Annotated in this window: 11 protein-coding genes; 4 read left to right on the top strand and 7 right to left on the bottom strand. The window is 63.9% G+C overall.

Translation table 11 applies throughout. The features are described 5' to 3' along the window. Nucleotides 1-4: 4 nt before the first annotated feature. From AB4Z51_RS26460 to AB4Z51_RS26470, 3 genes are all read right to left on the bottom strand, one after another. On the bottom strand, nt 5-952 hold the full coding sequence (locus AB4Z51_RS26460; RefSeq protein ID WP_441498329.1) for a fatty acid desaturase: 948 nt from the start codon (nt 950-952) through the stop codon (nt 5-7). A 15-nt stretch (nt 953-967) separates the two neighbouring features. Further along, entirely contained in the window at nt 968-1,987 is a 1,020-nt protein-coding gene (locus tag AB4Z51_RS26465) for an alpha/beta fold hydrolase (RefSeq protein ID WP_441498295.1), read from the bottom strand. Between the two features lie 156 nt (nt 1,988-2,143). Continuing rightward, nucleotides 2,144-2,947 carry an MBL fold metallo-hydrolase gene (locus AB4Z51_RS26470; RefSeq protein ID WP_441498296.1) on the bottom strand — a complete coding sequence of 268 codons (804 nt, stop codon included), beginning with the start codon at nt 2,945-2,947 and terminating at the stop codon, nt 2,144-2,146. A gap of 155 nt (nt 2,948-3,102) precedes the next feature. On the opposite strand from AB4Z51_RS26470, the gene AB4Z51_RS26475 reads away from it, so the two are divergent. After that, nucleotides 3,103-4,494, top strand: coding sequence for an AraC family transcriptional regulator (locus AB4Z51_RS26475; protein WP_441498297.1), 1,392 nt, complete (start codon nt 3,103-3,105; stop codon nt 4,492-4,494). On the opposite strand, the gene AB4Z51_RS26480 is transcribed toward AB4Z51_RS26475, so the two are convergent. The 3 genes from AB4Z51_RS26480 to AB4Z51_RS26490 form a co-directional block, all read right to left on the bottom strand. Beyond that, entirely contained in the window at nt 4,491-5,498 is a 1,008-nt protein-coding gene (locus AB4Z51_RS26480) for a zinc-dependent alcohol dehydrogenase family protein (RefSeq protein WP_441498298.1), read from the bottom strand. The two genes, AB4Z51_RS26475 and AB4Z51_RS26480, sit on opposite strands and share 4 nt — an antisense overlap. A 16-nt stretch (nt 5,499-5,514) precedes the next feature. Then, entirely contained in the window at nt 5,515-7,128 is a 1,614-nt protein-coding gene (locus AB4Z51_RS26485; RefSeq protein WP_441498299.1) for an acyl-CoA synthetase, read from the bottom strand. Between the two features lie 68 nt (nt 7,129-7,196). Beyond that, nucleotides 7,197-7,964: a FadR/GntR family transcriptional regulator gene (locus tag AB4Z51_RS26490; protein ID WP_085403530.1), complete on the bottom strand. Its 768-nt coding sequence runs from the start codon at nt 7,962-7,964 to the stop codon at nt 7,197-7,199. 165 nt (nt 7,965-8,129) lie between these two features. Here AB4Z51_RS26490 and AB4Z51_RS26495 point away from each other — a divergent pair, with 165 nt between their 5' ends. Further along, a complete protein-coding gene (locus AB4Z51_RS26495; RefSeq protein ID WP_441498300.1) occupies nt 8,130-9,335 on the top strand; it encodes an ABC transporter substrate-binding protein in 1,206 nt (401 codons plus the stop codon). A gap of 45 nt (nt 9,336-9,380) precedes the next feature. Here the strand turns inward: AB4Z51_RS26495 and AB4Z51_RS26500 are convergent, their stop codons facing one another. Continuing rightward, nucleotides 9,381-10,325 (bottom strand): helix-turn-helix domain-containing protein, encoded by a 945-nt coding sequence (locus tag AB4Z51_RS26500; RefSeq protein WP_441498301.1) that lies wholly within the window; start codon nt 10,323-10,325, stop codon nt 9,381-9,383. 24 nt (nt 10,326-10,349) lie between these two features. Here AB4Z51_RS26500 and AB4Z51_RS26505 point away from each other — a divergent pair, with 24 nt between their 5' ends. Both AB4Z51_RS26505 and AB4Z51_RS26510 read left to right on the top strand, forming a co-directional pair. Continuing rightward, entirely contained in the window at nt 10,350-12,488 is a 2,139-nt protein-coding gene (locus AB4Z51_RS26505; protein ID WP_441498302.1) for an AMP-binding protein, read from the top strand. A gap of 40 nt (nt 12,489-12,528) precedes the next feature. Next, nucleotides 12,529-13,500: an ABC transporter permease gene (locus AB4Z51_RS26510; protein ID WP_441498303.1), complete on the top strand. Its 972-nt coding sequence runs from the start codon at nt 12,529-12,531 to the stop codon at nt 13,498-13,500. The last annotated feature ends 26 nt before the right edge of the window (nt 13,501-13,526 follow it).

Genomic DNA, 13,526 nt, shown 5'->3' on the forward strand with positions numbered 1-13,526 from the left:
TGGGTTAACCAATCTGCCGATGCCGGCGAAACCAGGCCCAGGTCTCGCGCGTCGTCCTGATATAGCCGCGGCCGCGATGGACGATCTCGTCGTCGACGATCTCGTTCAGCTTCGGCAGCGCGTGAAACGGGATCGAGGGATAGGCGTGGTGCTCGACGTGGTAGGGCATATTCCACGCGAACCATTTGACGATCGCGCTGGTGTAGGTCGTGCGGGTGTTCTGGAAGGCGCTGCGGGTGCGGTCGCAGCCGGTGTGCTCGGCATAGAGATAGGGCCGCAGGAAGGACTGCCCGATGATCAGCGGGACAATCCAGACCCAGAGCAGCAACGCCGAGGAAAACCACAGCGAGAGCGCGAGCAGCAGCGCATAGAGCCCAGCATAGGCGCGCGCCTCGCGCACGATGACGGCGCGCTTGTTTTCGGGAATCCAGGGCACGGTCACCTTGCCGGTGACGGCGTGGCCGAGCATCAACCGGAGGCGGCCGGCGACCTGAAGCAGGCCGCTATAGGCGAGCGCGAGCTGCGTGTCGGATGTCGGCTTCACGCCGACAATCAGCTCCGGATCCTTGTCCGGATCCTGGGTGTAGCGGTGATGGTCCCAGTGAAACAGGCAGTAATATTCGTAAGGTTGTCCGATGATGAAGGCCGAGGGATAGCCGACCGCAAGGTTGAGGCCACGGCTTCTGAACGCGGTCTTGTGCGCGGTCTCGTGCAGCGCCATGAACAGGAAGGCGACGAAATAGCCCTGCACCGCCATCAGCGGCAGCGCCCATAACACGCCCCAGGCTGAAGAGACCTTCCAGACCAGCGCGCCGACCAGCACGACCAGGCCGTAATGGCTGAGACTTTTCGCGGCCCCCCTGAGATTGGAGCGCACCGACAATTCGCGCAGCATCGCCGGGCTCAGCGGCTTCAGGCGATGGCCGGGCTCTGAAACGGTCGCGTCAGTCATCATCGAAGGCTCGTCCTATTTGCTGAGAAGCTCTGCGACCTCGGCCTTGAGGAAGGCCTGGTCGCGCGGATTGTTGACGGGGTTGCCGGCGCGATGGCCGTGCAGCGACGGGATCGGATGCAGCACCGCCGATTTTGCGTTGACCAGCCCGCCGAGCTCGTCCTCGTTGTCGCGGACGTCGAAATAGCGGTCGGTCGCGCCCGGCATCAGCAGCATATGCGCCTTGATCGCGGCCAGCGCCCGATCGAGGTCGCCATCGAATGAAGCGCAACGACTGATGTCACCGCGCTGCCAGATCCCGGCCTGCGCGAGGAGATCGTTGGCATCACGCCGGGCAAAGGTCGCGTCCCAGTTGCGGACCAGATAATCCTCGAGCGAGGTGAAGCCCGCCTCGCGCCAGAGCTCGTCGCGATAGAAGCCGTGCGACATCGCCCAGCCGGCATAGACGCGCCCCATGGCGCGATAGCCGGCAACGGGCTTCTCGACGAAGCGGCCGTCGCGGAAGGCGGGATCACCGGTCAGCGCAGCCTTCACGCTTTCGAGGAAGACGTAATTATAGGGCGCGCAGCGCGCACTGCCGCAGACCACCGCGGCCCGCGCGACCATGTCGGGATGCAGCGCCGCCCAATGATAGGTCTGCATGCCGCCCATCGACCAGCCATAGACCAGCGCGAGTTTTGAGATGCCGAAGCGCTCGGTCAGCAGCCGGTGCTGGATCGCGATGGCGTCGTGATAGGTGATTTGCGGGAATGGCGCCTCGCCGGAATTCGACGGCGAGGATGACAGGCCGTTGCCGAACAGGTTCGGGATGATGATGAAGTAGCGCGTTGGGTCGAGCACGCCATCGGGCCCGATCAGCCATTCCGTGTCGTAGTGTTGGGCGCTGAACGAGGTCGGGTAGAGGATAACGTTGTCCCTGGCCGGGCTGAGGGTGCCGTAGGTCTTGTAGGCGAGCTTCATCGCGGGGAAGACGGCGCCGGACTGAAGCGTGACGTCGCCGGCCTCAAAGATCTCGTAGTCGCGCTGCCCGGTCATGCGTCCAACTCCCGCTCACGCGGCCGCAGAATACGTCCGCCGAGACAACGATGCATTGTTCGTGCCGGACCGGCAAACGCATCGTTGCGTCGCGCTTAATATCTGTACTTATAGTACAGTTATTAGATCAGAACAAGGGGGTTTGGTCGTCACGCGTCAGGCGATGGCCGCGATGTATCGCTGCACGGACGCTGCGAATGCGGCCTTGGCGCCGGAGGCGATGTTGCGGCCCCACCAGGCGCCGTAGATGCGGTCAAAGGCGAGCGGCTCCACAGCGGCTGCGATCCGCCGCACCGCGGCGGCGTTGAGCGGCATGTAGTTCGGATAGGAGTACATGAAGCTGACGAAGCGGCGGTCCATCGTCACCTGCGCGATGTCGCCCGTGAGCAGCGCGCCCTTGCCATCCGCACCGCGCGCATGGTGCAGCATGGTGGCGCCCGCGAAATGACCGCCGGTGCGCAGCAGCAGCACATCGTCGGAGATGCGCTGCTGATCGCCGGTCCAATGCACGATCGAGGGATGCGGACGCGTCACCCATTGGCGATCATCGGCATGCAGATAGACCGGCACGCCGCCGAACGCCTCGCTCCAGTCGGCAAGCGCGCCATAGTAGTGTGGATGCGAGATCRCGATCGCCTTCAGCCCGCCCAGCGAGCGCACATGCGCGATGGCTTCCGACGTCGCCAGCGGGACGCAGTCCCACATCAGACAGCCGTCGCCGAGCGGCACCAACAGCGCGCGCTGGCCGATGGCGAAGCTCGGCTCGGACCCGATGCCGGTGAGGCCGAGATCATCCCGCCAGGCAAGGCGGTGCCGTTCCGCCAACGCTTCGCGTGTGAGGAAGGTTTGGCCCTTCCAGTTCACGAACTGCCGCTCGTCCTCGCAGATCGGACAGGATGCGGGCGGTTTTTCGCTTTCAGGAAATTGGGCGCCGCAGGTTTCGCAGGTCCAGAGAGGCATGGCCGTGATCCAGAAGAAGGAGGGGACACCCACGAGATGACGCCGTAGCCCTCCCATCGCAAGTGCGGAGGAACCAACCCGGCTAGCACATGTTACTTTCCGGTCCGCCCCGGCGCCAGTTGGCCGGTCATGTGAGCCCGTCTTGTCAGCCCTGCTTGTGCAAGACCATTTCCGCCGGCCGTCATTCAACGCTCGATGGCATCGCGCTCCCCTCCCCGCCGCTGTCGGGCTATCTCGGCTACAAGTTCGGCTATRTCGCCGTGTTCGTGCTGGCAGCCGCGTTCGGCGCCATCGCGATTGCCTGCGTGCTGATGATTCCCGGAAAGGCGATCGACGATCGCGCCTCGCGCGGCTGCAACGAGGATGCCCCCGACAGCGCGCCGGATGCGTTCACCATGCTGCTCAAGCACCGGGCGCTGCTCGTGCTGGCGCTCGCGCTTCTTCATCCCGGCACACCGGGCTGCGGCACCAGGTCGCGGTCACAGGGCGTCATCGCGAGTGGCTTATCACGCAATCCGGCGCTTTTGCGGTTGCGGAGCACCGGCCTGACGATACAACCTGCCGTAAATCGCCAACTAATCTGCCCTTCCCGATCGATGATCCAGCCTCAACTCTCATTCGATGGCGACCCGAATGGCCAGGCCTATGAAAGATGGCGCGAGCAGTTCTGCCGCCAGGTCGCGGACGTCGATTTCGTTCCGATCGGGGAAGGACGTGTTCACCGGACCATTTCGCCGGCCATCCTTCCGCGCCTCCGACTCTCGGCCTCGTTCGGCACGCCGATGTCCTTCGTATCGCTGGGGACGAACGACGAATTAGTGATCACGATGTCGCCGAATTCGGCGCTGAGCGGGACCATGGGACGACGTCCGCTGGAGGTCGCCGCTGGCGACGTCACGATCGGCGACCCCTCGATCAAGGGCGCCCATATCACCCAGACGACGCACGGCAACTTCCAGACCGCGCTACTGCCGCGCAAGGCGCTGCTGCGCGCCTGCCCGAATGCCGAGGACCTGATCGCGCAGTCGATCCCCGGCGCCAATCCGATCACCTCGATGTTCCTGCGATATTATGATCTCGCGCACACTTATGCCGACAAGCTCGCGCCCGCGGAGCTCGATGCGGTCTCGCAGCATTTGTTCGACCTCTCCGTGCTGATGATCGGAGCGCGCGGCGATGTCGCCGAGGAGGCTCGCATGCGCGGCCTTGCGGCCGCGCGCCTCGAAACCCTCAAATCCGACATCCTGGCCCAGCTCGACAACCCCGCGCTGTCGCTCAGCGTCCTTTCAGCCGCGCACCGGATCAGCCCGCGCACGATCCAGTTGATGTTCGAGCAGGCCGGCATCACCTATAGCGGCTTCGTGCTGGAGCAGCGGCTGCTGCGCGCCGAGCGGCTGCTTCGAAATCCAAACCTGCGCACGCGCAAGATCATCGAGATCGCGCACCTCGCCGGTTTTCACGACGTCTCCTACTTCCATCGCGCATTCCGCCGCCGCTTCGGACGGACGCCCGACGACGTCAGGAAGCTCTCCGGCGAGATGGGCTAAGGAAACTCAACCACGATCTTGCCGAAGTGACCGCCCTGCTGCATCAGCCGCAACGCGTCCGGCACGGCATCGAAGCCGAACGCACGGTCGATGACTGGCTTCATGCCGTTGCGGCCTATCGCGGCCGTCATCCCCTCGAACATCCGACGGCTGCCGACTGACAGGCCGATGACGTGCAGGTTCTTGGAGAACAGGCTCGGTATCGCGATCTGCTGCGAGAAGCCGGTGAGCACGCCGATCACCAGAATGTTGCCACCGACCCTGATAGCCTCGAGCGACTGCGCAAAGGTATCCTTGCCGCCGACCTCGACGACGTGATCGACGCCGCCGTCGGTCCAGTCGGCCGCGGCCTTGCCCCATTCCAGCACCGAACGATAGTTGATGGTGTGGTCGGCGCCGAGCGCCCTGGCACGTTCGAGCTTCTCGTCGCTCGACGACGTCACGATCACGCTCGCGCCGGCGAGCTTTGCGAATTGCAGCGCGAAGATCGAGACACCGCCGGTACCCTGCACCAGCACGGTGTCACCAGGTTTCACCCTGGCCTCCTCGAACAGCGCGCGCCACGCCGTGAGGCCGGCGCAGGGCAGCGTCGCCGCTTCCAGGAATGAAAGGTGCGATGGAATGCGGCTGACGCCCTCGGCATCGAGCAGCATCACCTCCTGCAACACGCCCGGCCGCGTACCGCCGAGCGCATAGCGGCGGCTTGTCGCCGACACCTTCCCGTCGATCCAGGACAGGAAGAACATCGGACAGACGCGATCGCCAACCGCGATGCGGGCAACGCCGTCACCGACCGCGATGACTTCGCCGGCACCGTCCGAGAACGGGATCAGCGGCAATCTCGTGACGCCGCCCTTGCCCTGCACCGTGAGCAGATCACGGTAGTTGAGCGATGCCGCCTTCATCCGCACCGTGACCTGGCCGGGGCCAGGCGTGGGCTCGGGCAGATCGGCCAGCTCCAGCCCCTCGATCGACCAGTCGCGCGCGACCTGCCAGACCTTCATGGCAACCGCTCCGTGCTTACGTCCCAAAGTTCTTCTGGATCGCCTTGTCGAGCGTCTCGCCACCGACGAAGCGCTGGCGCAATTCGCGCTTGAGCAGCTTGCCGCTCGGGTTCTTCGGCAGGCTGTCGACGAAGATCACGCGCTTGGGCACCTTGAAATGCGCCATCTGGCCGGCGCAGTGCTTGATGACGGCGTCCTCATCCAGCGTCTCGCCGGCCTTGACCACGACGATCGCGGTCACCGCCTCGATCCAGCGCGGATCGGGCAGGCCGACCACCGCAACCTCGGAGACCGCAGGGATGCGGTAGACCATCTCCTCGACCTCGCGACTCGCGACATTCTCGCCGCCGGTCTTGATCATGTCCTTGACGCGGTCGACCACGGTGATGTGGCCGTCCTCATCAACGGTGGCGAGATCGCCGGAGTGAAACCAGCCGCCGGCGAAGGCCGCCGCGGTCTTCACGGGGTCATTGTAATAGCCGGAGAGCAGATGCGGCGAGCGGTGCACGATCTCCCCGACCTCGCCGACTTTCACATCTTCCATCGCCGTATTGACCACGCGCGTCTCGACATTGAGCACGGGCTTGCCGGCCGAGCCGGCCTTGCGCAGCTGGTCCTCGGGCCGCAGCACGGTCGCGAGTGGCGCGATCTCGGTCTGGCCGTAGAAATTCCAGAATTTTACGGCGGGCAGGCGACGCTGGAGTTCGAGCAAGACTTCCACCGGCATGATCGAAGCGCCATAATAGCCCTTCTGCAAGGTCGACAGATCGGTCTTGTCGAAATTCGGCGAGCGCAGCATCGCGATCCAGATCGTCGGCGGCGCGAAGAAGGACGTGATCTTGTGCGCCTGGATCAGCGCCAGGATATTGTCGGCGGTCGGCTTGCCCGTGATCACGCCGGAGGCACCGAGATAGATCTGCGGCCCCAGGAAGACGTCGAGCTGGGCGCAGTGATAGAGCGGCAGCGCGTGCAGGAACTTGTCGTCCGCGCTCATGCCGCCGTCGATGATGCAGCTCACGTACTGCCACATCACGGCTTCATGGGTCAGCATCGCGCCCTTGGGCAGCGATTCCGTGCCGCTGGTGTAGACGATCTGGGCGAGATCGCGGCTGTCGACCGAGGCCTCCAGGAACGAGCCATCGGGGCTGAGGAGATCGTCGAAAGTGGTGAGGCCCGCGGACGCCGTGGCCGGATCCTCGCCCGGCAGCCAGATCATCTTCTCGACCGCGCAATCCCTGGCGCTTGCGGCCTTTGCCGGCTCGACGAAATCGGGGCCGGTCGCAAGCAGCTTCGCGCCGGAGCTTTTCAGGATGAAATTGATCTCATCCGGGTTGAGCATGAAATTGATCGGCACCAGCACCGCACCGATCCGCGCCAGCGCGAAGCGCAACGCCGCAAACGCATGCGAATTGCGCGAGAGCACGGCAACGCGATCGCCCTTGCTGACGCCGAGCCCGAGCAGGCCGCGTCCGAGCCGGTTGCAGATCGCGTCCATCTCGGCAAACGTCCAGCTCACATCGCCGCAGCTCACTGCGAGCTTGTTCGGCTCGCGGCCTGCCGAGCGGCGCAAGAGATCGCCGATGGAGTGCTCGCGCGCTTTCGAGATGGTGGCTGCGATGTCGCCGGTCATGTGTTCCTCCGTGTGATGTCTTTATTTGTTGGATTTCTTGGCTGAAATCTTGCGTCTTCATCAGGCGCCTATCTGCGCCGGGCCGCCTGGGCGTGCTCCATGTACATGTGCTCGACCGACCGATCGAGCGAGGCGATTTTCTCGAAACCGCGCCGCCAGTCCTGCAAGTGCCGGCGCGTCCAGAGCACGCCCGCCTCGCGGTCGCGGCGGCGGATCGCCTCGATGAGATGGCGGTGCGCGGCGACGAGGCGTGGGCCGCCTTCGGCAACGCCGGTCACGATCATCTCTGTGGTCGGATAGAACAGCTGCGCCGCCGGCTCGCGTGCGAGCTGGAGCACGCGGTTCTGCGAGGCCTTGGCGACCAGCACGTGGAACTCGGCATCGCATTCGGCAAGCGTGGCGGGATCGCCGACCACGGCCTCGCTGCGCACGAGATTGTTGGTGAGCTCGGCGAGGTTCTCTTCGGTCGCGCGCTCCACCGCGCCTTCGATGCTCGCCACCTCCAGCGTCATCGAGGCCTCGTAGAGCTCGCGGAACGTCACCTCGTGCAGCACCAGTGCGCGGCTGAGGCGGCTTGCGAGCTTGGTGTAGCGCGGCAGGCAGGCGTGCAGACGGCGCGAGGAATCGCGGCTGATCAAGCCGCCCTCCTCAAGCACGCGGATGCCTTCGCGAATGGTCGAGCGGTTGACACCGAACTGGCGCACCAGATCATGCTCGGTGCCGATGGGATCGCCGGGCTTGATGCGCCCATTGACGATCTCGCGCTCGATGGCGTCGGCGACTTTCTGATAGGCCGGCGCGACATCGATCGGACGGAAGAGCGGCGAAATCGGCACGGTAGCCCCCAATGGCGATTGTCCGACAAACTATAGGATCGCCCCGAAGACGCGTCAAACTGCGTCATTCATGCCGCAGATGCAGCAAATTGACTCCTGGGGAACCTCCCTCTAACTTTGTCGGACAAAGGGACAGAATAGTCCCGTACAAGAGGAAACGTATCCATGAGACCTATCGCAGCACTCGTGTCTGCGGCCGGCTTGCTGTCGGCTGCCCTGATCGTCCCCGCCTCCGCCCAGCAGGCGCCGCTCAAGATCGGCGTGCTCTCCGACTTCTCCTCGGTCTATTCCGACATCGGCGGCCAGGGGAATGTCGAGGCCACCAAGATGGCGATCGAGGATTTTGGCGGCCAGATGTTCGGCAAGCCGATCGACATGGTCGCGGCCGACGTGCTGAACAAGCCCGACGTCGCCTCTACCATCGCCCGCAAATGGTGGGAGACCGAGGGCGTCGACATGATCATCGACCTGCCCACTTCCGCCACCGCGCTCGCGGTGATGGAGCTGTCGAAGCAGTACGAGAAGGTGATGATCGTGACCGATGCGGCAAGCTCCGACATCACCGGAAAATCCTGCTCGCCCTACACCGCGCACTGGACCTACGACACCTATTCCAACGCCCACACGGTCGGCAGCGCCATCGTCAAGAACGGCGGCGACAGCTGGTTCTTCCTCACTGCGGACTACGTGTTCGGTCATTCGATCGAGCGCGACACCGGCGATGTGGTGAAGGCAGCCGGCGGCAAGGTGCTCGGCAGTGTCAAGCATCCGCTCAACACGGCCGATTTCTCGTCCTTCCTGCTTCAGGCCCAGGCCTCCAAGGCCAAGATCATCGGGCTCGCCAACGGCGGCGGCGACACCATCAACGCGATCAAGCAGGCCGGCGAGTTCGGCATCGTCGCCGGCGGCCAGAACCTGGCTGCGATCGTGATGTTCATCTCCGACGTGCACAGCCTGGGGCTCAAGCTCGCGCAGGGCCTGATCATCACCGAGGCCTACTACTGGGACCTCAATGACAAGACCCGCGCCTTCGGCAAGCGTTTCCAGGAGCGCATCAAGCGTATGCCGACGATGAACCAGGCCGCGACCTACAGCGCCACGCTGCACTACCTCAAGGCCGTGCAGGCCGCCGGCACCAAGGACACCAAGACCGTGATGGCCAAGATGCGCGAGCTGCCGGTGAAGGATGCCTTCACCGACAACGGCATCCTGCGCGAGGACGGCCGCATGGTGCACAGCATGTTCCTGTTCCAGGTGAAGAAGCCCGAGGAATCCAAGGGCCCGTGGGACTATTACAAGCTGCTCGCCGAAGTGCCGGCCGACCAGGCGTTTCGGCCGCTGAAGGACGGCGGCTGCCCGCTGGTGAAGTAACGCCGACAACGACGGACCTGCATCGCCTCGCGCGGTGCAGGTTCTCTAGCGCCGTCGCAAATCCGACGGGCTGTGGCCGAACTTCCTGCGGAACACCGTGCTGAAATAGGACGAACTGCTGAAGCCCAGCTGATAGGCGACCTCGGTGATCGACAGCGACCGCAGTTCCGGCCGCGTCAGCACGTCGTAGCAGCGCTGCAGCCGGCGATCCAAAATCCATTCGGACACCGAGACATCGGTCAGCCGGAAGAGATAATGCAGATGCCTGAGCGAGACGCCATTGCTCTTCGCAATCTTCTCCAGCGACAGATCCGCATCGGTGAGGTGCGCCTCGATCCAGGCCTTGACCGAGCGCAGGCGGGCCTGCGCAGCGCTCGCATCCTCGGAGAATTCGTCCCGCTCGCCCATGTCGAGCGCGAGCGCCAGCACGTCCATCAGCTCACCGCCCAGTCGCGTTCTCGCGGTCTCGTCCAGCGGCGCGCCCTCCGCGGCGAGCGTCGCACAGAACTCGGCGGCAATCCGGCCAAGGCCGCGGCTCGTGGCCATCGCAGTGACGACCGGCAGCCGCCCCTCGCTAAAGCGCGCCGAGAATTCCGCGCGCGGAATCTCGAGATAGAGCGATCGTACCTTGCCGACGCATTCGAGATCATAAGCCTCGGAGGCCGAGAAGATCGCGCTCACGCCGGGATTCGACAGCAGGGTCTGGCCGGCCTGGAGCACGTTGACCCGGCCCTGCTGAACGAATTCGACGTAGTAGCAATCCTTGTCGAGCTTCGCGATGTGCCGCTCGCGGCGCGAGATGCGCTGCTCCGACAGCAGGACGTCGGTCATCGTCACCGCGCCGAACCGTGCCTCGCGAATGAAGCCGTGATAGTCGGACCGCTCCTCGGCATTCACGTCGACATGGACGTAGACGTCGCAGATCGCGCCTTGCCACGCGGCGTAGCGTTTGGACGGCTCCAGATCGTCTGTCGAAAACACCAGGTTCATCGTCCGCCCATCCGTTGCGCCGCCATGATGAACGTCGTTTGTGCATCGCACAAGCTGGCCACGCGTCGAGATTCTAGAGGGCCGCCGCCTACACGCAAGACCGTTTGCGCGGAGAAGCAAAAGCTTTGCGCTCCGGAGCAAGCCGCGCTCCGGCATGTGGCCTATGAAGAACAAAAAGCAGTCCACAAAATAGGCGGGAAACGTTCGCTTGCGTCAGGTCCAGTCAACTGCTGCACAGCTTGCCGTGCCGCCCGAATGGCGATGCCCGTGAGCAGCGCCTTGTCATCGCAAATCACAACGCGGTTCACGCAGCCGGTCAAAACCATCGCCGATATAGAGGCGTTGGAGCAGCGGCCTTACGATTCGCTGGTCCCTTCCCGCAATCTGCTGGATCTCTTCGAAGCCACGGCGCACCTGCATCCCGATCGGCCCGCACTAACGGTGCTGACCAAAGGCTCGCGCGAGCCGGGCGACGCGACGCTGACGCACCGGCAATTGCTTGCGGAGATCATCCGCGCGGCCAATCTGTTCCGGTCGCACGGGATCCGCGAGAGCGGTGGGACCGCCGCGTTCCTCTGTCCGATCCTGCCGCCACTGTTCCCCGCATTGCTCGGCGCCCAGGTCGCGGGCGTCGCCAGCTCGATCAACTATCTCCTGAACGAAGACGCAATCGTCGACCTGCTCGAGGCGCAGAACGCGACGGTGCTGGTGATCCCGGCCGAAGCGGCCGATCGCGCGATCTGGGCCAAGGCCGCCAATGTCGCGAAACGCGTCCCGTCGCTGAAGACCATTTTTGTGATGGGCGCGAACGGTCCGCTGCCTGGAGGATTTCTAAACTTCAATGAGACGGCCGCGAGCGCGCGCGGCACACTGGACTTCGCACCTTCGACCGATCGCAATGCGATCTGCGCCCTCTTCCACACCGGCGGGACCACCGGACGACCTAAGCTGGTTCGGCTGACACATGGCAACCAGATCCATGCGGCCTGGGGCTTTGCTCAGGTCCACGGACTGGATGAGCTGGATGCCGCCGTGAACGGTTTTCCGCTGTTTCACGTCGGCGGCACCATAACGCTCGGCCTGTCGATCCTCGCAGCCGGCGGCCACGTGATCATTCCCTCGCCGTACAGCCTCAGAAGTCCCGATGCGATTCGCGACTATTGGCACACGGTGGAGCGGTTTCGCGCGACCATCGTGAGCGGAGTGCCGACGTCGATTGCCGCTCTTGCCGAGGTGCCGATCGGGTCCTCCGATGTCAGCACCGTTCGCATGGCGCTCACCGGCGGGGCCGTGGCTCCCAAGGCTGTCAGCGACAGGTTTCAGGCGCGGACCGGGATTACCTTGTTCGAGACCTACGGGATGACAGAAACCGCGGCCGCGATCGCTTTCAATCCCGGCCGTGGTACTCCCGTGCAAGGCAGCGTCGGCTTCAGGGCGCCGTTCGCAAAGACCAAAATCGTCGCTCTGACTGATGCCGAACTAAAGACAGAGTGTCCGCCTCTCACCAGCGGTCTTGTCCTCGTGAGGGGACCGCAGGTGTTTCCCGGATACGTCGATCCCCAGCACAACAACGGCGTGCTCACCGACGACCACTGGATCGTCACCGGCGACGTCGGCTATCTCACCCCGGATCAACGCCTCGTGCTGACGGGGCGCGAGAAGGACCTCATTGTACGAAGCGGTCACAACATCGACCCTGCCGCAATCGAGGACGTCGCGAACGCCTTCCCCGGTGTCCAGATGAGCTCGGCCGTCGGCATGCCCGACGCCTACGCGGGAGAGGTTCCAGTTCTCTTCGTGGTGCCCTCCCCCGGACAGACAATCGATCTGACGCAATTGCGCGAGCATCTCGAACACAACGTCAATGAGCCTCCTGCGAGGCCAAAGCGCGTCGTCCTGCTCGAAGCTCTTCCGGTTACCGCCGTCGGGAAGATCTTCAAGCCCACGCTTCGCGATCTCGCCGTCCGGGAAAAGGTCAGGACCGAGATCGATCGCATCTTCGGCCCCGACACCGCGGCAGATATCCTCGTCGAGAAAGACGAGAAGCTCAACACAGTCGTCAGCATCTCGGTCCATTCTGGTGATCTGGATCGAACAAAGATGCTCGTCGAAAGCCTTGCAACGCTTCCACAAACCTATCGCATCGAGAACCGATCGTCCTGACGGTCGCGCAACAGCCGGGTCGAAGAAAGGCAAGACGGGGATGAAGCGCTTTCGTTTCAATCAGCAAGAGATCGTCTTCGCAGTCTTTGCGCTGCTGTTCCTTGTGTTTTCGATCTCCCTGCGCGGCTTTCTGACGGCGGACAACATGCTGACGCTGCTCCAGAACGTGGCAGTGCTCGGCATCCTCGGCCTTGCCATGGCAATCGTCGTGATCGGACGCGGCATCGACATCTCGCTGATCGCAGCCCTTGCGGTGCCGCCGGGACTGGTGCTCCAGATGGTGCAGAACGGTCATTCGCTACCGGCCGCGCTGCTGACCGCCGTCCTGCTCACGATTGCCTTTGGCCTCGTCAACGGCTGGCTGATCGCCTATGCCGAAGTCCCTTCGCTGTTTGCGACGCTGGCAACGGGCCTGTTGCTGGCCGGGCTCGGGCAGACCGCGCTGTTCCAGCTCGACGTCGTGCAATGGAGCCCGGGCATGGACGGCTTCGAGCGGCTCGGACAAGGCACCATTCTCGGCATTCCGACGTCGATCTGGATGTTCGCAATCGCCTGCATCGTGGTCGCGTTCCTGCTGCGCCAGACGCGCTGGGGCGCCTATATCTATGCGATCGGTGACAACCCCTATGCCGCGCGTGTCACCGGCATTCCCTCTCGCCCGATCATCGTCCTGCAATATGTGATCACCGCCCTGATCGGCTGCTTTGCCGGCCTCGTGATGGCGGCATCCGTCAACTCGATGCCGACCCGCATCTTCAACTCGACGCTGATCTATGACGTCATCCTGGTCGTCGTGCTCGGCGGCATCGGGTTGTCAGGCGGCCGCGGCGGCGTGCTCAACGTCGTGATCGGCACACTCGTGATCGGCACGATGCTCAACGGCATGACCATCATGGACATCTCCTACGCCGGGCAGAATCTCATCAAGGGCGTGGTGCTGCTGCTCGCCGTCATCACGGATTCCTTCCTGAATCCGCGCAACGAGGAAACGGCACAACAGGGCGACATCTAAGCGATCCAACAATAACGACAACCACA

The sequence above is a fragment of the Bradyrhizobium sp. 2TAF36 genome (assembly GCF_052114925.1).
GTDB classification, from domain to species: domain Bacteria; phylum Pseudomonadota; class Alphaproteobacteria; order Rhizobiales; family Xanthobacteraceae; genus Bradyrhizobium; species Bradyrhizobium barranii.

Excerpts from the sequence above, each read along its gene's own strand:
- AB4Z51_RS26460 (WP_441498329.1), bottom strand. The coding sequence starts at position 952 with ATGACTGACGCGACCGTTTCAGAGCCCGGCCATCGCCTGAAGCCGCTG.
- AB4Z51_RS26465 (WP_441498295.1), bottom strand. The coding sequence starts at position 1,987 with ATGACCGGGCAGCGCGACTACGAGATCTTTGAGGCCGGCGACGTCACG.
- AB4Z51_RS26480 (WP_441498298.1), bottom strand. The coding sequence starts at position 5,498 with ATGAAGGTCTGGCAGGTCGCGCGCGACTGGTCGATCGAGGGGCTGGAG.
- AB4Z51_RS26485 (WP_441498299.1), bottom strand. The coding sequence starts at position 7,128 with ATGACCGGCGACATCGCAGCCACCATCTCGAAAGCGCGCGAGCACTCC.
- AB4Z51_RS26495 (WP_441498300.1), top strand. The coding sequence starts at position 8,130 with ATGAGACCTATCGCAGCACTCGTGTCTGCGGCCGGCTTGCTGTCGGCT.
- AB4Z51_RS26500 (WP_441498301.1), bottom strand. The coding sequence starts at position 10,325 with ATGAACCTGGTGTTTTCGACAGACGATCTGGAGCCGTCCAAACGCTAC.
- AB4Z51_RS26505 (WP_441498302.1), top strand. The coding sequence starts at position 10,350 with ATGATGAACGTCGTTTGTGCATCGCACAAGCTGGCCACGCGTCGAGAT.
- AB4Z51_RS26510 (WP_441498303.1), top strand. The coding sequence starts at position 12,529 with ATGAAGCGCTTTCGTTTCAATCAGCAAGAGATCGTCTTCGCAGTCTTT.